This is a genomic window from Pseudoalteromonas sp. P1-25 (assembly GCF_001401805.1).
Classification (GTDB): domain Bacteria; phylum Pseudomonadota; class Gammaproteobacteria; order Enterobacterales; family Alteromonadaceae; genus Pseudoalteromonas.
On the sequence record NZ_LKDW01000022.1, the window covers coordinates 36,376 to 55,490 of the forward strand.

A 19,115-nucleotide genomic window follows, 5' to 3' on the forward strand; every position below is an offset into this window, starting at 1 on the left:
ATGTCCTATTGATTTAGTGTTTATACTTTCGTATTTGTACAATCATGCCCATACGAGGATGGTCAAAGTAATGGATTTCACCACTAATCACACGTTTAAATTGTGAAAAGCGGGCTGATTCAATATCCCCATTAGGTAGTTTTTCGTTTACGTCAAACTCTGCCGTTATGTACAGGTAGTGGCGTAAATGTATTTTAAATAAACCATCTAGCTCCCAATAGCTTAGGGGTTGATCAGAGGTATCAAACAGCTGTGGTTTACTTTGAACAAGGCTAATAAAGTCGGGGTTTGCATAATTTGGCGTGGTGTTAACATCGCGCTTTATATGCTCCCCAGAAATTAAATGTACGCTTGGCGCACGCGATTTACTTGCCCCTTCAAAGCGCCAGCCGGTATGTAGTAGCGGGGCTAAACCTTTGCGGTCAAGCTCTCGGCGTTGAGCGTTAAATTGTAATTGCTCGGGTGCCAATAGGTAGGGCTCATCCATTGTGTCTTGCGGTGGTGCCAATGGCGTAACGGGTAACTCGTCGTAACTTTGCATAAAGTCGATACTGTTATCACACACACCCGATTGTGGGTTGGCATTAACTAAAGAATCGGTAAAGGTGCGTTTTTGAAAACGACTATCGCCATCTATACACGCTTGCATTGCTTGCTCTGTGTATAAAGGAGTGAGTAACTCTAAGGTATTTTTCGCCTTAATGGGCTCGTGCTTTAAGCTAAAGTCTTCTTGTAAATAGGGGGCAGGGCGCTGTTTAAATACCAGCACTTCTACTTCAAACCAACGTTCTGCAAATGCGGTGCTGCTAAATAAGCAACATAACACGATAAGCGATTTTTTTAGCAACATTAATGGCTAACCTTTTTTTCGAAATCTGCAATCATTGCAGTGACCATTTTTAAGCGTTCACGAGGGTTTACCTCATTAATTGCAAAGCGCAATTTATTTGCGCCATCCATTTTGTACACATGGGGTGCACTTTGTATCAAGCCTATGATGAAGCTAGGATTAACCTTGGTATTTTGGCTAAATTCAAAGTAGCCCCCTTTAGGGTTTGCCTCTATTTTTGTAATGCCTAAATCGCTAGCACGCATTTTTAGTTGCTGCATACTAAATAGGTTTTTAGTGGCATCAGGTAATAAACCAAAACGGTCTATTAGCTCTACTTGTAATTCGTCCATATCGGCAAGGTTAGCACAACTTGCAATGCGCTTGTACATACCTAAACGCGCATTAACATCGTGTATGTAATCATCAGGTAATAAGGCAGGGAGTTTTAAATCAACGTCTGTTTGTTGCTGCAGCAAGTTCTCAAGCGTTGGCTCTTTGCCATTTTTAAGGGCATTAACTGCCTGCTCTAGCATTTCCATATACAAACTAAAGCCAATGGTTTGCATTTGCCCTGATTGGTCGTCGCCTAATAGCTCACCCGCACCCCGTATTTCTAAATCATGGGTCGCAAGGGCAAAACCTGCGCCTAAATCTTCCAACGACTCAATTGCTTGTAAGCGTTTGGTGGCATCTTTAGAAAGTGCTTTAGCATCACCAGTTAATAGATACGCATACGCTTGGTGGTGGCTTCGCCCAACACGCCCGCGTAATTGGTGTAATTGCGCAAGGCCAAGCTTATCGGCCCTGTCCATAATAATAGTATTAGCAGTAGGCACATCAATACCGGTTTCGATAATGGTGGTACATACCAGTACATTATATTTTTGATGGTAAAAGTCAGTCATTATTTGCTCAAGCTCTTGCTCGCGCATTTGCCCGTGCGCAGAGGTAACACTGGCCTCTGGCACCCATTCGCTAATTTCTTGCGATACGCGCTCAATGGTTTCTACATTGTTATGTAAAAAGTACACTTGGCCGCCGCGTTTAATTTCACGCAGTATGGCTTCGCGTATTAAGTCGCTGTCGCGTTGGCGTACAAAGGTTTTAACCGCTAAACGCTTAGCAGGTGGGGTGGCAATAATAGATAAATCACGCATGCCGCTCATCGCCATATTCAAAGTACGCGGAATAGGCGTTGCAGTCAGTGTTAAAATATCTACATCAGCGCGCAATGATTTTATTTTTTCTTTTTGGCGCACGCCAAAGCGATGTTCTTCATCAACAATCAGTAAACCTAAGTCGTTAAACTTAATATCTTGCTGTATGAGTTTATGGGTACCAATTACGATATCGAGCTTACCGTCGGCCATTTTTTCGAGCGTGTCTTTTTGCTCTTTAGTTGAGTTAAAGCGCGAAAGTACACCCACCTCGATAGGAAAATCGGCAAAGCGGTCTTTAAAGTTCTCATAGTGTTGCTGAGCAAGCAGGGTTGTGGGTACTAACACGGCTACTTGTTTATTATCGTTAACCGCTACAAATGCGGCGCGCATAGCCACTTCTGTTTTACCAAAGCCTACATCACCACATACTAAACGGTCCATAGCGAGCTTAGATTGCATATCGCCAAGCACGGCTTCGATTGCGTTACGTTGATCGTCCGTTTCTTCAAACGGGAAGCTGTCGCTAAATTGGCGGTAGCTTTGGCTATCAAGTGCAAATTTATTACCAGGCTTTGCTTGGCGCTGTGCGTAAATATCTAATAGCTCTGCGGCTACGTCACGTACTTTTTCAGCAGCGCGTTTTTTAGCTTTTTCCCACGCATCTGAGCCCAGTTTATGCAGTGGGGCGCTTGCTTCTTCACCGCCAGAATAACGGCTAAGCATGTGCAATGCCGATACCGGCACATATAGCTTTGCCTCACCAGCATAGGTGATGGTAACAAACTCAGTGATTACACCGGCGGCGTCAATTGTTTGCAGGCCTTGATAGCGGCCCACGCCGTGATCGAGGTGAACAATTGGCTGGCCTTCTTTAAGCTCGGCTAAGTTACGTATGAGCGCATCTTGGCTTGCTTCGTATTTATGTTTACGGCGCCTGCGCTGCGATACTTTAATACCAAGCAGTTCTTGTTCAGTAATTATCGACAGACTCGGCTTACTGCCAAGTACTACACTTTGTTCAAGCGGGCTTACAATTAGCCCTACATCACTTTGGCTTTGGGTAAACTGAGTTAAATTTTCAAACTCTTTAAATTTTAAGCCACTTGGTTTGAGCACACTTAATAATGATTCGCGTCGGCCATCAGATTCAACACTGAGTAATATGCGGCTTTTTTTCTTTTTTTGCGCTGCAACATATTCTATAAATGCGCCATAGGGTTCGTGTTGTTTGTGATCGATTCTTACCGCTGGCAGCTCGCTTACATTTAAGTTTTTGTTGCCCGCTTTAGTAGGCAACTTAGCTTGCGATAAGCGTATTCGCGCAAACTCACCTAAATTAGAAAACAACTCATTAATAGGCTGATATAACTCGCTGGGCGCAAGCAGTGGACGTAGGGGATCGACTTTACGGTTTTCATAGCGCACGTTTACATCGTGCCAAAAGGTCTCTGCGGCGTGTTCTAAATCACCTAGTTGCATAACCGTGGTGGTGTTTGGCAAGTAATCAAAAATGGTTGCAAGCTTTTCAAAAAACAACGGCATGTAGTATTCAATGCCGGCAGGCCACGTACCTTTGCTTACTTGCATATAAACAGAGTCTTGCTCTGAGCTGGCACCAAATTTATCGCGATAATTTATTCTAAAACGCTCAACATCTGACTCGTTGGTTGGAAATTCATGCGCAGGCAATAACTCAATTTTATCTACCTTTTCATCTGAGCGCTGAGTTTCCACATCAAATAAACGAATTGAGTCTATTTCATCATCAAAAAAGTCGAGTCTAAAAGGATGGACACTGCCCATCGGGTACAAATCAACAATGGAGCCACGTATTGCGTATTCACCGTGTTCCATTACCTGCTGTACATTTAAATACCCTGCTTGTTCTAAATTACTGCGCAGGTGATGGGTGTCGAGCTTATCGCCTACTTTAAAATTAAGGGTCGAGCCATAAATAAACGACGCGGGCGCAGTGCGTAACATTAAGGTAGACACAGGCACTATCAGTACGCTTTGCTGCTCGTTTTTTAATGTGTTTAACGTGGCTAAGCGTGCTGAAATAATATCTTGGTGCGGAGAAAAGTGGTCATAAGGTAAGGTTTCCCAATCAGGAAATACCATTACTGGGTTGTCTGGCAATAGGTATTCGAGCTCTGTTTCAAGTCGCAATGCGCTTGGCGTATCTGGTGTAACTATAAGCACTAAATCGTTTTGCTGTTTTACACCTTCTGCAATGGCTATACTTAATGCACTACCAGTTAGCTGCCCCCATTGAATTTTATCTTTTTGAGATTTTACCCACGGCAAGGCTGCCCATTGCTCAAACGCCATTTAGTGCTCCATTTTTTAGCTGGCGCTTGCTCACAAACGCCATGCAGTTATTTAGTCTCGGTAAATTTTTGTTAAGTCTTGATAGTGATCAATTCTGCGGTCGCGTAAATACGGCCATATACGTCTTACGTTTTCCGAGGCTTTTTGATCAAGTTCTACTACTAAAATTTGCTCATCAGTATTGTTTGCCTCTGAGAGCATTTCGCCTTGAGGGCCTGCAATAAACGAGTTACCCCAAAATTGTATACCTTCGCTTTGTCCGCTAGGGTCGTTTTCATGGCCTACACGGTTACAGCTGATAACAGGTACGCCGTTGGCAACCGCATGCGCACGCTGGCTTATAACCCACGCGTCTTTTTGGCGCGTTTGTTCATCGCTTTCATCACGGGGATCCCAGCCAATTGCGGTTGGGTAAATTAATACCTCCGCGCCAGCCATAGCCATTAAACGCGCCGCCTCAGGGAACCATTGATCCCAGCACACTAATACGCCTAATTTACCTACTGAGGTTTGAATTGGCTCAAAGCCTAGATCGCCTGGGGTAAAGTAAAATTTTTCGTAAAAGCCAGGATCATCAGGAATGTGCATTTTACGGTATTTACCCGCAATGCTGCCGTCTTTTTCAAGTACCACAGCGGTATTGTGATACAGCCCAGTGGCGCGCTTTTCAAACAGTGAAGCCACAATAACAATACCAAGCTCCTTGGCAAGCTCACCCAATGTATTTGAGCTTGGGCCCGGAATTGTTTCGGCTAGGTCAAATACATCCACATCTTCTGTTTGGCAAAAGTACAGACTACGATGTAGCTCTTGTAAAACCACAAGCTGTGCGCCTTGCTTAGCAGCATCACGAATGCCAGCAATCGACTTAGCGATATTTTGCTCGGCATTATCACTGTTAGTTTGTTGCACTAGGGCAACGGTTAATTTTGCAGGGCTTGTCATTGTGCTGCTCCAGCTAAAAATCCACGAGGTAATTGCATGGTAATGCAATGTAAGCTACCAAATTGTTCAATAATAGGTAGGCAATTAACGCCAATAATAGTGTGCGTTGGGTACGCTTTTTGAACTTGCGCGAGTGCCAGTGCGTCATAGTCATCGTTATACGTAGGAACTAAAACCGTATTATTGATAATCAAGTAATTTGCGTATGTTGCCGGTAATCGGGTGTTGTCATCATCAAACACCGGTTTTGGCCACGGCAAATCAATTAATGTATATGGGGTATTATTTTGTGTTTTAAAGCTTAGTAGCTGTTTTTCCATCGCATCTAAAGCATTAAAGTGCTCATCTTCTTTCGCATCGCACTTAACATACACAAGGGTATTATTTGGCGCAAAGCGTACCAGTGTGTCAATGTGGCTGTCGGTATCATCACCGGCTAGATAGCCATGATCTACCCATAAAAAGTCAGTTGCGCCTAAATGCGTTTTTAAAATTGACTCAATATCGCCTGGTGATAAATCTGGGTTGCGGTTTTTGTTCAGTAAACATTCGCTGGTTGTAAGCAGTACACCGTGTTCGTTGATTTCAATACCGCCGCCTTCAAGTACTACATCAAGGGCTTGGTATTGATTTGCTTTATTGCCTAGCTTGTTTACCAGTACGGCGTTAATTTTATTATCGAGGGCACTTTCGAACTTATTACCCCAGCCATTAAAGATAAAGTCGTAAATTTTAAGTTGGCGAGGGTCGTTTATATTTGCGCAGGTAATAGGGCCGTGATCACGCGCCCACGTATCGTTTGTTGGTGTAACAACAAAGTGCACTTGGCCTAAGTCTATATTCGCTTTTTTTAGCAAGGCAGTAATGTGGCTTTTAAGTGCCGCGTTATGGGCAACTATAACAAGCTGCTGCACGGCTGTGATATGCGTTGCAAGCTCAACATATACAGGCTCCACGCGTTCAAGCGTATCAGCCCAGTCGGTCTGTGCATGGGGCCAGGTAAGCATAATGGCGTCTTGCTCAGCCCATTCAGGTAAAAGTCTAAAGTTCATGAAGTTTTTATACAAATTACGGTGGCGCTAGTTTAGCATTTTACATGCATATGTCAGCTATTTATCGCTGCTTGAATCATCGTCAATTTGCTCGAGTTCTTGGCGCTTTTTTAGCTGGCGTGTTTGTGCATGTAAGCTGGCTCTTACAACTAACTCTTGGTCTGTGGTTCTTATTGCAGTAAACAGTAATGTGTATTGGTAGTGTTCGCTGTCTTGTTTTTCAACGGCCACCACTTCTGTATAGCAGTAAACGGCTGAGGCTTCGTGGTGCAAAAATAGCTTTGTTCTAAAAGCTTGGCCTATTGCGTATACATCAGTAGAGGTAAAACGAATGCCGCCTCCGCCGTAGCTATCACACTGAATAGCATTATCTTGGGCTTGCTCTGAAGCTAAAATGTGACTCATTATTAAATCAATTTTACGCGACTGAGCCTGTAAAAAAGACGCCAGGTCTTGTGCTAAATCGCCTAAGTTTCTTAGAGGTCTTAATGAGGCCTGTTCAAGCTCACTAACTTCGTTAGCTAGCTTAAATAGAGGAGGTATGTCGTCTTCAAGTGCGAGTTGAGATTGCGGGACTGCCTGGTTTTCTACAGCAAATAAGTTTACCCGAATGCTTTCATTTATTTGAAAGTACTCTTCAAATTCGCTTAATCTTTGACTGTTCATAATTATCTCCACTGCGTATTCATTAAATAGTAGCGTTGTGGGGAGTAAATTGCTAGCAGATAAAAACGTTAAATACTTTGTTTATACGTGGTTTTTAGTAATAAAAAAGCGGCCAATGTCATCCTAACATCAGCCGCTTGGGTATTGATTAATTAGCGCTGGGAGTGCTTATTTAAGTAGAGCGGCTAATTCATGTAAATCTTTCACAACATGGTCTGGTTTTTTAGCCAGTGGGTAAAGTGTTTTACCTGGGCGGGCGATAAAGGTTGTTTGTAAGCCGGCTTCTTTCGCACCTGCTACATCCCAACCGTGCGCTGCTACCATCATTGCCTCATTTGCTTTTACATTTAATTTAGTCAACACCCACTCATAGGCACGTAAGTCTGGTTTATAAATTTTAATATCTTCAATGCTGTAGCGCTCATCAAAGAACGACATTAATCCAGCGCTCTCAAACTGGGCTTTAACACCTTTGTTTGATGAATTTGTCAGACTTACTAACTTATAGCCCTGAGCTTTGAGTTTTGCCAGTCCTTCTTTCACATCTTTGTGAGGCGGTAGGGTTAAAAGCGGAGTAACAATGGCTGTTTTAGCTTGTTCATTTGTAATGGCTATATTGTTATTTTTAGCAACCATGCGCAGCGACGCAACGCCAATTTGCCCAAAGTCGTGATAACTGCCACTTACTGTATCAACCAGTGAGTGATGCAACATGGTAGAAAACCAAAGCGGTAATAAATCTTCACGCCCGCCAAGCGCTTTACCAATAGAGGTGCGCATTGAGGTTAAATCAAGGAGTGTTTCATTTACATCAAAAATAAGCACTTTAGGCTTTACTTGCGATTGTGGCTCCTCAGCTATAGCGCTACCAGAGGCTAAGCTAGTACCAACGAGTAACGATAGAGTAAGGGTTTTTAACGATTTTAAAATAGACATTAGTATTGCTCCGATTCAAGGGCGGCCATCACATCAATAGGCTCTGCACGTAGGGTATAGTCTTCGTTTAAAAAGGCATAAGTGATTATGCCTCTTTTGTTAATTACGTATGTGGCGGGCAAGGCTAACTTATAGCTTTTGTCGCCGTAGTATTTTTCAAAATCAATGCCAAATTGGCTATAGAGTGCTTGAATGCGCTCATCTAATGTAAACAGCAAACCAAATTGCTCAGCTACCTTATTATTAATATCTGAAAGTACGTTAAATTCGAGGTCATTTTTTTGCGCGGTAGTTAACGTTTCATCTGGCAATTGAGGAGATATAGCAATTAACTGCGCACTGTGCGTTTTAAATTGGGGTAGGTAATCATTAAGTGCTTTGAGTTCTAAATTACAATATGGGCACCAGTTACCACGGTAAAAGCTAATTATTACCGGGCCTTTATTTAATAAATCAGCTAATTCAACATGCTCGTCGTTGTGATTTTGTAAGCTAAAGTTACTTACTTTAGCGCCTACTTGCAGTGCCTTATTTTTTATATGTTGAGCAATGAGCTCATTCGTTGTTTGCTCCATTAGAGCTAATACATCGCTAGGTAGCTTCGCTTCTTTTTGAACGTTATATGCATCAATCTGTTTTTTCAAACTCATGGTTAAATCTCGAAAATAGCTTTAGGAAGATTATGAATGTTCTATTAATTTAAATATATATTGCAAAACTGAAAGCTTCATTTGAAAATATTAAACATTAAAAACTGCTTAGCCTACGTATGTATAATTTAACTGACCTAGAAACATTTATTGCTGTGGTAGAAAATAAAGGGGTGCTGGCAGCAGCACGTGAGCAACGCTTGTCACCAGCAACTGTGAGCCACAGATTAAGCAAGTTAGAGCGCGAGCTCTCAACCGTATTAGTGTTCAGAGACAGTCGCCGGGTAAGGTTATCACCTGCGGGTGAGCTATTTTATCATCGCGTAGGCGCTATTATAGAAGCCCTACATGATGCAGAGCATAGCATTGGCGCACGAAGCTCGTCGGTGAGTGGGTTATTGCGTGTGACTATGCCACCGTGGGTTTTTTCAAAGTATGTTATGCCTAAATTGACCGAGTTTGAAACACAATACCCAGCACTTAAGCTCGATTTTTTAATTACAGATCATTTTGTCAACGTGGTTGATGATGCGCAAGACGTGGCAATTAGAGTAGGGCAGTTAACCGATTCTGGCCTGCTTTCACGTAAGATTGTCAATAACTCGCGTATTTTGTGTGCCGCGCCAAGTTATATAAAAAAGCATGGTATGCCCCATACATTAAGCGAATTAGCTGAGCACTATTGGGTGTGCTTACCCTGGCAAAGGCAGTTAAAACTGTATGATAAAAACAATAAAATACACACCTTTAATGCCAAAACACGCTTTACTATTTCTAATTCCGATAATATGACGCAGGCAGCGCTTGCGGGACATGGCATAGCCATTAAATCCAAAATAGCCATTAATGATGAGCTACGTGCCGGAAATTTAGTAGAGGTTATGCCCAATGCAATGGCACAAAGTGACGCTCCAGTGTGGTTTTTACGCCCTCAAAATAGCTTAACCACCCGTAAAACAGAGGTGTTTTACGAGTTCATGAAGTCTTTATTTGCCAGCTATGAATAAGCGAGAATATCCTCGCTTAATAATAAACAAAGTTATAAAGCCAAAGAACTCAGCAAAAATAGCAATTATTATGGCGCTTGCAAGCGCTGCTATTATAGAGTCTTTTTTTAACACTATTTGCCCTTCAAAGCGTTGCCATACTTGCTTTTTAATGCTGCTAAAACCACTGGTTAAGGTATATAAATAGGGTGATTGGTTAAAGTTATTAACTGCCGCCTGTAGGGATTGTTGTCGATCATTGAGGGTTTTGATATGAATAGCCCCTTTACCGACTACATCGTCTCCAATATTTTCATAGTGGGCAATTAGCTTGTTTAAATCGTTATTAAAGTAGTTTTGAGCATCTTTTCTAAACGGCGCTAATGCGTTATTAGCCTCAACAAAATGCGCCTGTAAAGCATGGCCGTAATCACTCACAAAGGCAGGTATTTGTACCCCTAATAGTAAACCTGCCGCAAAAAAACTGAGCCTTATGTAATCTAATAATTTACTCATTTGATCTCCTGTTTACTCAAATCCTACCTAAACAACGGCAAATTAACATTTACGCTTGTTTTTATGCTAAAAACTCGTAATCTATCGGTAATAAAAACAACAATAGGCCTATGTTAAGGATGACTACCAAAGTAAATATGACATCAACGTTTGTTGATATCACTAAGCAATTAAAACGCTTTGTGTCGCGTATTGTACAGCCCGATGACGTAGATGACATTGTGCAAGAAACTTTTATTAAAAGCTACGAAGCTGATTTAAAACAAGATATTCAGTTTAGACGCAGCTACATGCTCAAAACTGCAAAGCACTTAGCACTTAATCATATAGCCAAATGGGACAATAAATTTAGTGACTCGTTAGAGCACGATGCAGAATTACCTCCGCTGCTAAAATCCTCACAACTTGAGGATGAATACACCTCAAAAGAGCGTTTTTTACTTTTTTGTAGAGCAACGGATCAATTAAATTCTTCTATCCGTAAATGTTTTATATTTAAAAAAGTGTACGGTATGAGCCAAAAAGAAATTGCCCAGCACATGCAACTAAGTGAAAGCACCGTAGAAAAACACATAGCCAAAGGGTTGTTACAAACCATGTTATACATGAAAGAACATGAACAAACTTATAACCAATCTGTGGCAAGTAATTCAGCTCGTAATTCGGCGCTGCCAATTGAGAGGGTGGCTAAATGAGCAACGTTCACCAATTTACCTCAAAAGATTTAATTTTAGAAAAAGCATGTGAATGGATAAGCGCCATTGACAGAGGCTTAAATAAAAATGAAAAAGAGCAGTTTAAGCTGTGGATGATGCAAAGCACCGCCCATCAAGACGCTGTATACGAACTGGCCCAGCTGTGGGATGAACTGGCCGTATTAAACGAACTGAGTAGTTTGTTTCCACATAGAAATACAAAACCGCAGAAAAAGAAGTGGGCGTTTTCTAGTGCCATTGCCGCAAGCTTATTTGCGGCATTAATGGTGTGCAGTTATTTATTAATTAGTCTTGAAAACGGCTACAACGCAGAGCAGGCCAAAATAAATTACACCAAAATTTATACAACCAAAGTAGGTGAACAAGCCACGTACGTTTTACCTGATGGCACAATTGTGCAATTAAACACCAATAGTTTACTCGAGGTAGCTTATAGCAAAGGGCGACGTCAGCTATTACTGAGTAAGGGAGAAGGGCGTTTTAATGTAGCAAAAGATCCAGCTCGACCCTTTAGTGTGATGGCTGGCGATAAAAGCTTTACGGCACTGGGTACTGTATTTAATGTACAGCGAAATACCTCGTCTGATTTAGAGCTTGTTGTAACCGAAGGCAAAGTGATGATCACAGACCCTAGTGTTGCAGTTAGTGCCGATGATTTTAAAGACTACCAACTGGCTGATAATAACGCTAAAAAAGTCCGAAATATCAATGCTAATATTGTTATCTCAGGCGAAAAAGCAATTATTGAACAAAGCATTACCAAGCCTATTACCCAACTTTCTGTGGACGACGTACAACGTGATTTAGCGTGGCAGAACGGTATGTTAATTTTTAATGGTGAGCATTTAAGCGATGCCTTAAATGAAGTGAGCCGTTACACCTCTACACGATTTGAGCTGTCGAGCGCTGAGCTTGCCAACATAAAAGTAGCGGGTGTATTTAAAGCCGGAGATGTTGAGGGATTACTTGAGAGTTTGCAGACTAATTTTGCAATAGAGCATGAGCGTTTAGGTGAGCATATGGTGAGCCTAACACAGCAAACTAAATCATAAGAAATGTTATGCATATCAAAAAAATGTTAGGTGAAGTTGCATTTTTAAATGTTGTTGGTAAAAAAAAGTTTAAAAAAAAGATAAAAAACTATAGAGGAATTTTGTTTGTCAGCTGTTTATATAAATTGCGCAGTAACCAAACGCATCTACTTAGTGGTTTAAGTGTACTTGCTCCGGCTATTTTTAGCATGAGTGTGCAAGGGGCAACACAAACTACCCAGAAAATGGTGCAATTTGATATACAAGCGCAGCGAGCAGACAAAGCCTTAATAGAATTTGCTAAACAAACAGAGCAAACCGTGGTGTTTTCTTATGAGTTGGCAAAAAAATACCAAGCAAATTCGGTTTATGGTTTTTATACCCAACTAGATGCACTGCAAGCATTATTAGTAGGGACTGAGCTCGATGCGGTTGTCGATCAAAATGGTTTACTGAGTATAAAACTCAAACAAATCAATAGGAAAGATAACAACATGATGAAGCTTTCAGGGGTTAGTGCAGCTGTATTACCAGCATTGCTTGCAGCAAATTCACACGGTGTGAATGCAGCCGAGGACGTTGCACAAGAGAATATAGAAAAAATTGCTATTGTAGGTAGCCGTGTCGCAGGGCGCTCAGTAGAAGATTTACCCGTACCCGTTGATATTTTAAGTGCTGAAGCACTTGAAAACACAGGCCAAACCGAAGTTGGCCGTATGTTGCAATCTATTGCACCTTCATTTAACTTTTCAAGCTCGTCAATTAGTGACGGCACAGATGCCTTACGACCTGCAACACTGCGTGGCTTAGGGCCTGACCAAACATTAGTGCTAATTAATGGTAAGCGTCGTCATCAGGCAAGTATTATTCATATCAATACCTCAGTAGGACGTGGTACCGCAGGTACCGATATGAATGCTATTCCGGCCTCTGCTATTAAACGCATAGAAGTATTACGAGATGGCGCCGCAGCGCAATACGGCTCAGATGCAATTGCCGGTGTAATTAATATTGTACTCAAAGATGGCAGTGAAGGCGGTAAAGCGGCCGTTAATTACGGCGAATATTCAGAAGGCGACGGCGAAACAGTAAACGTTGATTTTAATAAAGGGTTTGCCCTAGGTGATAGCGGCTACTTAAATGCAACGCTTAATTACCGCGACCGCGCGCCTACTAACCGCGCTGGCTTACATGGCTCATGTCAGTTTTATGGCTGTACAGAGCTGAGTGATGGTACTTTATTGGCTGGCGATCCGCGTGAACTGACCGCCGATAGAGATACCTTCCGTATTGGCGATGCCGACTCACAACAATTTGGCTTAACGGTTAATACAGGGTATGAGTTAGGTGATGGCGAGTTGTATGGTTTTATTACGTATTCAACGCGCGATAACGAATCAGCGGCGTTTTTCCGCCACAATGCTAATGCAGGCGGTAACCCGGTATTACAAGATAACGATGCCACCATCCCGTTAGGCTTTTTACCTAAAATAAATACCACCATTGACGATATTTCTTATAACTTTGGTTACAAAACCGATTTTGATAACGACGCAAGCTTAGATGTATCGTACACCTACGGTGAAAACAGCATTGATTACACAACCAGTGACACAATTAATGCCTCGTACGCTAACTTTTTACGTTACGAGCAAGGTTTAAGTGCCGCTGATATACGCAATACTATTCCGCGAGAAGCTTATGCTTATGGTATGGAGCTATCACTGCAAACCATTAATATAGATTTTACACAAAACTTTGATGACTATTCACTGGCAATGGGTGCAGAAATTCGTACTGATGAATACCGCATTTTAGAGGGCAACGAATATGCGTACCGTGATTACGACACCCTTGATGGGGTAAGTATTTATAGTGGTTTAAGTGGCGGAGTGGGCTCAGAAGATGCCTCTGGTGGCACGCAAGGTTTTGGTGGTTCTTCACCGGCGTCATCGGTTGATGAGTCGCGCGATGTAATTTCGTTTTACCTTGATGCAGAAACTTACCTAATTGAAGATGTTATTTTATCAGGCGCACTGCGTTACGATAATTACAAAGGCTTTGGCGATACGGTAAACTTTAAGCTTGCGGGTAACTGGGCAATTACTGATGATGTGTCATTGCGTGGTGCATTAAGTTCAGGCTTTAGAGCACCGTCAATGCAGCAATTGTACTTTAACAACATTAGTACACAGTTCGTTGTAGCGGAAGACGGCTCATTAGTTGCTGAGGAAGTAGGTACATTCAGAAACGACTCAACCCTTGCGCAAAGTTTAGGTATTCCAAAGCTTAAAGAAGAAAAATCGCAAAACCGCAGTTTAGGTATTGTCTACAATGTAACAGATAACATTAATGTTACTGTAGATTACTACTCAATTGATATTGACGACCGCATAGTAATTAGTAACCGTTTAGGCAAAGGGCTTTCTTCAAGCCTAGATGCGGCATTAATCAGCTCAGGCGCAGGTGCAGGGCAGTTTTTCTTAAATGGTGCCGATACCGAAACTTCGGGTATTGATTTTGTAGCGACTTGGAATACTGAGGGCTTAGGCGGCACGCTTGATTTTACTTTAGCGGCTAACTTTACAGAAACTGAGGTTGTATCGTTATTTACGCCATCGGGTTCAGGGCTAGAAACCGTACCTGTGGAAGATGTATTCTCTGATCAAGAAATTTCAATTATTGAAGAGTGGCAACCAGAAGATCGCATTAATTTAAGTGCGCTTTATCAGCGTGGTGACTGGACTGTAAACCTTTCACTTAACCGCTTTGGTGAATACACAGTAGAAGATGGCGGCCGCCAAACTTACGGAGCAGAAATTTTAACTGACGTTAAAGTTAACTATTTTGTGACCGAAGATTTATCTGTCAATATTGGTGCAAACAACTTATTTGACGTATACCCAGATAAAAACACCATTGGTAACTCACGTTCTGGCACAATTGTAGACGCTAACGGTAATACAATTGTAAGCAGCGATGGTGTATTTGAATACTCTCGCCGCTCTGCACCATTTGGTTTTAACGGTGCATACTACTACGTAGGTGCAGAATACCGCTTTTAATAAATAACACTCCCTTATGTTATTTAAGTTCAAAGGGCCGTGAGGCCCTTTTTTTGGTCTACCATCAATGTATATAACTACGTTATTCAGATATTAAGCTAATAGTGTACTCTTCATACTCTTTAATATTATCCATTACTCTCATTAATGTATTATGTTTACTGTTTTCGTGAGCCTTAATAAGTACAGCGCTTACTTTGTATTTAGCAGCAAACATAGCAAGATTGTTGGTAATTTGTTCTAAATCGATTAACCTGCCAGAAAAATACACCCCATTGTGTTCATCAATACTAAAAGTGGCACTTTTAGTTTGTTTATTGATGGTGGGTTTATCAAGTGGTCGTTGTATTTCAATGGCTATAGGTTTAATAAATGATGTAGTTACAATAAAAAATATCAATAAAATGAATACGATATCTAACATTGGTGTCATATCTACATCTGCATTATTTTGAGATGTTTTATTTTTCATATTGGACCTTATGTTAATTAAATGCTGCGGCGCCACAGCAAGGAATTAGGTACCTATTACTAAAACTAGCACAGTAAATATAGTGTGTGGTTAAATAAACATTCTATTAAAGTTAATTATTTGTATTGTTAATGTGTTTTTTAGGGGGGAATGGGCTAATAGTTGCTTCAACATGATCAGAATAAGTAGAAGCCGAGTAAGGGGTCGAGTTTTGCTCACTACATGACTTATATTTGAATCGGAAATAAAAAACCCAGCTAAAAAGCTGGGTTGTAGTTTAAGCTGTTACTTTTAATGCTTTTGCATGCGGCTCATTTCTGTATGGCAACTTTGCATGGTTAATAACGTTTTAGCTAATGCAGCTTCACAATCAGCGGGCTGTGGTTTGTCCATAGCTGCTTTAATTTCTTCAAGAGTTTTATCTTCTACTTCTTCAAGCTCTTTAACGTATGTTTTATCGTTATCAGAGCTGAAAGTAGTGAGCAGGGCGGTGTATGCTCTGCGCGCTTCTACAGCAAAAGAAGAGCCGTCTTCACGCTCGCCTTTTTCGTTAACTGCATAAGGTTGTAAGCGCTCAACACTTACTTTTCGTGCGTCAATCATGCGTTGAAATAATGCGCCAATGGCTGGGTCTTCAACTTTCTCTTGCGCTTTTTGATAAAAATCAATGCCACTGTTCATTACTTGGATGATGTCAGTAATATGAGTTGCTTCGGTTCCTTGATGGGTATTCATAATGACCTCTCTTTACATGAATTTAAATGTCATAGTAAATAGAGCAAAGGGCATTCCAAGTTTTGATTTGTTCTTAAGCGTTTGAAATTTAAGTGTATTATATATTATTAATAGCAGGCGAGGTTATTTAAATTAATATAACCTCGCAAATTTTACATGGCTTTTGTAATAAGGTTATTTAAGTTCATCTGCCACTTCGGCTACTTTTTGGCGCAACCAAATATGACTTGCGTCGCGATGTAGTAAAGGGCTCCAAATCATATCAAGCTCAAAAGGCGGTATAGGAAATGGCGGCTCTAAAATTTTAAGGCCTGCATCATCTAAGTAAATATTGGCAGCTTTTGAAGGTAAGGTTGCTACTAAGTTTTGCTCTTTGGCTAAATGAATGGCTACGTGGTAATTACGGGTAAACGTGGCAATATTTCGGTGTTTACCAAAATGAGCAAGTGCTTCATCAACCCAACCTAGCTTTTGTACATCTTTAGGGTCCATTCCTACACCTACCCCAAAGCCGGTTTTACTTACCCAGATATGACGCGCTTTTAAATAGCTATCTAGGCTGAAATTTTCGATAATTGGGTTGTCGGCTTTTACTAAGCAGCAAAAGCTGTCTTTCCAAATACGTTTATGATGAAAAGATTGCGGTAAGTTTTCAAAGCGGTTAATGGCCATATCCACTTTACCATTTTCAACATCATGAAATGTTACATCACTCGGTGTGAGAATATCTAAGGTTGTATCGGGTGCTTCTTCATGAAGTTTACTTAAAAGCTTTGGCGCTAAGGTGCTGGCCGCGTAGTCACTGGCCATTATTCTAAATACACGTTTACTTTGGCTGGCTTCAAATTCACGATTCGGTGCAAGGGTTTCCTCTAGAGTCATTAATATACCACGAATAACAGGTTGCAGCTCTATAGCGCGCTCTGTAGGAACCATACCTTCACTGGTGCGCACCAAAATAGGATCGTTAAACAAATTGCGTAAGCGCTTAAGGCCGTTACTCATGGCCGGTTGAGTAATACTTAACTGGTTAGCGGCGCGGGTTACATTGCACTCGCGCAATAGAGTATCAAGGTAAACCAGCAAATTTAAATCTATTTTACTTATGTTCATTGTGTGTCCTTTAACGCTTACCAGTGATGAATAAAGCGTTGTGCTGTCGGGTATGGGTATATGTGACTAACATAGCCCTTTTTGATATTTTGTTGAGCTTGCTTCCAAAAGCCAACATCAACAAGCTCAGGGTGTGTACTGAGCAAAAACTGTTTGTACTTTGGGTTTGGCATTACAAAGGTACAAAGTTGCTCAGGAAAAACATCCTGTGGCGCAACTGAGTAGCTTTGTTCATCGGTTAAGTAATCATCATAGCTTTTGGCCTTAGGTAAGGCTCTAAAGTTCATATCAGTTAAGTACTGAACCTCATCATAATCGTAAAAAATAATTCGGCTGTGTTTGCTTACGCCAAAATTTTTAAGCAGCATATCGCCTGGGAATATATTTACCGCAATCATTTCTTTAAGTGCTTGGCCGTATTCTTCTATTGCATCGGCAGCACTTTCTTCGCTGGCATTTTCTAAAAATAAATTGAGCGGTGTCATACGCCTTTCAATGTATAAGTGCTTTATAATAAGCCACGGCCCTTCAATAATCATAGATGAGCCAATGGTTTTATGCAGCTGCGCTAGTAATTTACTATCAAAGCGAGCCAAAGGAAATACGACGTTAGAGTACTCTATGGTGTCAGCCATGCGGCCAACCCGATCGTGACTTTTTACCAATTGATAGCGTTTAAGTACGGTATCGCGGCCAAACGGTTTGCTTTCACCAAACTTGTCTTTAATAACTTTAAAGACGTAACCAAATGAGGGCAGCGTAAATACCATCATCACCATGCCCGGGGTGCCTGGCGCTATTATAAAGTTATCGTTTGAGTGAGATAAGTGATGTAAAAACTCACGGTAAAACTCAGTCTTGCCTTGTTTATGAAACCCGATGGCATTGTAGAGCTCAGCGAGCGTTTTATTAGGCATAAGTTGATTTAAAAATCGCACCATAGCCGAAGGCGCATGGGTTTCTACCATAAAATAGGCACGTGCAAAGCCAAAAATAACCCGCATTTGCGATGATTTGGTTAACAGTGCATCGAGATATAAGCCTTTATCTTCATGATGAAGTACCGCAATAATAAAAGGCTGTACACCACTTTGAGAGACCACTCTGCCCACAATATAGGCTGCTTTATTACGATAAAAAGGTGCGTGCAAAATATCAAAACGCATTTGCCAAGGTTGGTGGTGTGTGTCGGGCGCTTGTTTATAAAATGCTTTTACGAGCAAACGTATATCACGCTCTAAATTTACAAATGGGGCTTTAAAATCAAAATGGTCAATAATGCGCTTTATAGTGGGTTTTAAACCATCAACCACAGGAAAGTAGCTTCGGTATTCTGCCTCAACAGGAATAGCAGGCGCATCTTTTAATGTGGCTTGTACAAATATAAAGTCGTTATGAAAATAGCGCCTGTGGTACAAACGGCAAAATACTGAGTTATAAAACGTTTCGGCAAGTTCAGCTTGAGGATGGAAGCATAAAAAACGTTGGTACAGTTTTTTTACTTCTAGCCAAAGCTGTTCATCTAAGTGCTCAGTTAAGTGTGCCTGTTTTAATGCTTTTGTTGTTTCATTTACTCTGTCATCGTAATAACTAATGCGCAGTTTACTTATGTCATTAATATGCTGCCAATCACGTTTAGCGAAGGCGAGCGGAGCTTGAGCGGTAGTTTTTTGAAACAGCTGATAATGCTTTTTAAAGCCCGTTAAAATTAATTCTGCTATGTGGCGTGGCTGCATAAACACTCCTTAAAAAAGTGCATATAACGTTTTTAGTGTTAGTGGTGCTGATACGTTATACACGTTAGAGCTTTAACTCTATAGTTGTTAAGGGTATGTTATTTTAAGTTTAAAACCAAGATAAATATTCTCGGTTTTTATACTTTGCGCTTAAAGCATAATTGAGTGTGATG

The 19,115-nt window shown here is 41.1% G+C and carries 16 protein-coding genes; 4 read left to right on the top strand and 12 right to left on the bottom strand.

Annotated elements, in window-relative coordinates:
• Positions 1 to 13 precede the first annotated feature (13 nt).
• The 7 genes from AN393_RS13560 to AN393_RS13590 form a co-directional block, all read right to left on the bottom strand.
• Positions 14 to 850: a peptidoglycan binding protein CsiV gene (locus AN393_RS13560; protein WP_055018366.1), complete on the bottom strand. Its 837-nt coding sequence runs from the start codon at positions 848 to 850 to the stop codon at positions 14 to 16.
• Positions 850 to 4,323, bottom strand: a complete 3,474-nt coding sequence (gene mfd, locus AN393_RS13565) for a transcription-repair coupling factor (RefSeq protein WP_055018367.1) — start codon at positions 4,321 to 4,323, stop codon at positions 850 to 852. Before mfd ends, AN393_RS13560 begins: the two co-directional genes overlap by 1 nt.
• Positions 4,324 to 4,374: 51 nt before the next feature.
• Positions 4,375 to 5,268, bottom strand: a complete 894-nt coding sequence (locus AN393_RS13570) for a carbon-nitrogen hydrolase (protein ID WP_055015659.1) — start codon at positions 5,266 to 5,268, stop codon at positions 4,375 to 4,377.
• Positions 5,265 to 6,320, bottom strand: a complete 1,056-nt coding sequence (locus AN393_RS13575; RefSeq protein ID WP_055018368.1) for an agmatine/peptidylarginine deiminase — start codon at positions 6,318 to 6,320, stop codon at positions 5,265 to 5,267. The genes AN393_RS13570 and AN393_RS13575 overlap by 4 nt, the downstream gene beginning before the upstream one ends.
• 57 nt (positions 6,321 to 6,377) lie before the next feature.
• Positions 6,378 to 6,986, bottom strand: a complete 609-nt coding sequence (locus AN393_RS13580; RefSeq protein ID WP_055015657.1) for a PilZ domain-containing protein — start codon at positions 6,984 to 6,986, stop codon at positions 6,378 to 6,380.
• Positions 6,987 to 7,154: 168 nt separating this feature from the next.
• Complete coding sequence (locus AN393_RS13585; RefSeq protein ID WP_055015656.1) at positions 7,155 to 7,922, bottom strand: haloacid dehalogenase type II; 768 nt, start codon at positions 7,920 to 7,922, stop codon at positions 7,155 to 7,157.
• Positions 7,922 to 8,572 (bottom strand): peroxiredoxin-like family protein, encoded by a 651-nt coding sequence (locus AN393_RS13590; protein ID WP_055018369.1) that lies wholly within the window; start codon positions 8,570 to 8,572, stop codon positions 7,922 to 7,924. The genes AN393_RS13585 and AN393_RS13590 overlap by 1 nt, the downstream gene beginning before the upstream one ends.
• 119 nt (positions 8,573 to 8,691) lie before the next feature.
• Here AN393_RS13590 and AN393_RS13595 point away from each other — a divergent pair, with 119 nt between their 5' ends.
• The gene (locus tag AN393_RS13595) at positions 8,692 to 9,579 is read left to right on the top strand and encodes a LysR family transcriptional regulator (protein WP_055018370.1); all 888 of its coding nucleotides are present in this window, start codon (positions 8,692 to 8,694) and stop codon (positions 9,577 to 9,579) included.
• Here the strand turns inward: AN393_RS13595 and AN393_RS13600 are convergent.
• The gene (locus AN393_RS13600; RefSeq protein ID WP_055015653.1) at positions 9,559 to 10,074 is read right to left on the bottom strand and encodes a DUF2937 family protein; all 516 of its coding nucleotides are present in this window, start codon (positions 10,072 to 10,074) and stop codon (positions 9,559 to 9,561) included. The two genes, AN393_RS13595 and AN393_RS13600, sit on opposite strands and share 21 nt — an antisense overlap.
• Before the next feature lie 119 nt (positions 10,075 to 10,193).
• Here AN393_RS13600 and AN393_RS13605 point away from each other — a divergent pair, with 119 nt between their 5' ends.
• Genes AN393_RS13605 through AN393_RS13615 form a run of 3 tightly spaced genes read left to right on the top strand, consistent with a single transcriptional unit; the run spans position 10,194 to position 14,886 of the window.
• Positions 10,194 to 10,769, top strand: a complete 576-nt coding sequence (locus AN393_RS13605; RefSeq protein WP_055015652.1) for an RNA polymerase sigma factor — start codon at positions 10,194 to 10,196, stop codon at positions 10,767 to 10,769.
• Positions 10,766 to 11,842, top strand: coding sequence for a FecR family protein (locus tag AN393_RS13610; RefSeq protein ID WP_055018371.1), 1,077 nt, complete (start codon positions 10,766 to 10,768; stop codon positions 11,840 to 11,842). Before AN393_RS13605 ends, AN393_RS13610 begins: the two co-directional genes overlap by 4 nt.
• A gap of 8 nt (positions 11,843 to 11,850) precedes the next feature.
• A complete protein-coding gene (locus tag AN393_RS13615) occupies positions 11,851 to 14,886 on the top strand; it encodes a TonB-dependent siderophore receptor (RefSeq protein WP_055018372.1) in 3,036 nt (1,011 codons plus the stop codon).
• Positions 14,887 to 14,968: 82 nt separating this feature from the next.
• Here AN393_RS13615 and AN393_RS13620 read toward each other — a convergent pair whose 3' ends face one another.
• The 4 genes from AN393_RS13620 to aceK form a co-directional block, all read right to left on the bottom strand.
• Positions 14,969 to 15,358, bottom strand: coding sequence for a biopolymer transporter ExbD (locus AN393_RS13620; RefSeq protein WP_055018373.1), 390 nt, complete (start codon positions 15,356 to 15,358; stop codon positions 14,969 to 14,971).
• A 291-nt stretch (positions 15,359 to 15,649) separates the two neighbouring features.
• Positions 15,650 to 16,093, bottom strand: coding sequence for a PA2169 family four-helix-bundle protein (locus tag AN393_RS13625; protein WP_055015648.1), 444 nt, complete (start codon positions 16,091 to 16,093; stop codon positions 15,650 to 15,652).
• A gap of 174 nt (positions 16,094 to 16,267) precedes the next feature.
• A complete protein-coding gene (locus tag AN393_RS13630; RefSeq protein WP_024032602.1) occupies positions 16,268 to 17,206 on the bottom strand; it encodes a LysR family transcriptional regulator in 939 nt (312 codons plus the stop codon).
• Positions 17,207 to 17,223: 17 nt separating this feature from the next.
• The gene (aceK, locus tag AN393_RS13635) at positions 17,224 to 18,942 is read right to left on the bottom strand and encodes a bifunctional isocitrate dehydrogenase kinase/phosphatase (protein WP_055018374.1); all 1,719 of its coding nucleotides are present in this window, start codon (positions 18,940 to 18,942) and stop codon (positions 17,224 to 17,226) included.
• Between the last annotated feature and the right edge of the window lie 173 nt (positions 18,943 to 19,115).

Bases quoted from the DNA above. Each gene is read 5' to 3' on its own strand.
- AN393_RS13595 (WP_055018370.1), top strand. From the start codon at position 8,692: ATGTATAATTTAACTGACCTAGAAACATTTATTGCTGTGGTAGAAAAT.
- AN393_RS13620 (WP_055018373.1), bottom strand. From the start codon at position 15,358: ATGAAAAATAAAACATCTCAAAATAATGCAGATGTAGATATGACACCA.
- AN393_RS13575 (WP_055018368.1), bottom strand. From the start codon at position 6,320: ATGAACTTTAGACTTTTACCTGAATGGGCTGAGCAAGACGCCATTATG.
- AN393_RS13560 (WP_055018366.1), bottom strand. From the start codon at position 850: ATGTTGCTAAAAAAATCGCTTATCGTGTTATGTTGCTTATTTAGCAGC.
- AN393_RS13570 (WP_055015659.1), bottom strand. From the start codon at position 5,268: ATGACAAGCCCTGCAAAATTAACCGTTGCCCTAGTGCAACAAACTAAC.
- AN393_RS13580 (WP_055015657.1), bottom strand. From the start codon at position 6,986: ATGAACAGTCAAAGATTAAGCGAATTTGAAGAGTACTTTCAAATAAAT.
- AN393_RS13590 (WP_055018369.1), bottom strand. From the start codon at position 8,572: ATGAGTTTGAAAAAACAGATTGATGCATATAACGTTCAAAAAGAAGCG.
- AN393_RS13625 (WP_055015648.1), bottom strand. From the start codon at position 16,093: ATGAATACCCATCAAGGAACCGAAGCAACTCATATTACTGACATCATC.
- AN393_RS13630 (WP_024032602.1), bottom strand. From the start codon at position 17,206: ATGAACATAAGTAAAATAGATTTAAATTTGCTGGTTTACCTTGATACT.
- AN393_RS13585 (WP_055015656.1), bottom strand. From the start codon at position 7,922: ATGTCTATTTTAAAATCGTTAAAAACCCTTACTCTATCGTTACTCGTT.
- AN393_RS13600 (WP_055015653.1), bottom strand. From the start codon at position 10,074: ATGAGTAAATTATTAGATTACATAAGGCTCAGTTTTTTTGCGGCAGGT.
- mfd (WP_055018367.1), bottom strand. From the start codon at position 4,323: ATGGCGTTTGAGCAATGGGCAGCCTTGCCGTGGGTAAAATCTCAAAAA.
- AN393_RS13605 (WP_055015652.1), top strand. From the start codon at position 10,194: ATGACTACCAAAGTAAATATGACATCAACGTTTGTTGATATCACTAAG.
- aceK (WP_055018374.1), bottom strand. From the start codon at position 18,942: ATGCAGCCACGCCACATAGCAGAATTAATTTTAACGGGCTTTAAAAAG.
- AN393_RS13615 (WP_055018372.1), top strand. From the start codon at position 11,851: ATGCATATCAAAAAAATGTTAGGTGAAGTTGCATTTTTAAATGTTGTT.
- AN393_RS13610 (WP_055018371.1), top strand. From the start codon at position 10,766: ATGAGCAACGTTCACCAATTTACCTCAAAAGATTTAATTTTAGAAAAA.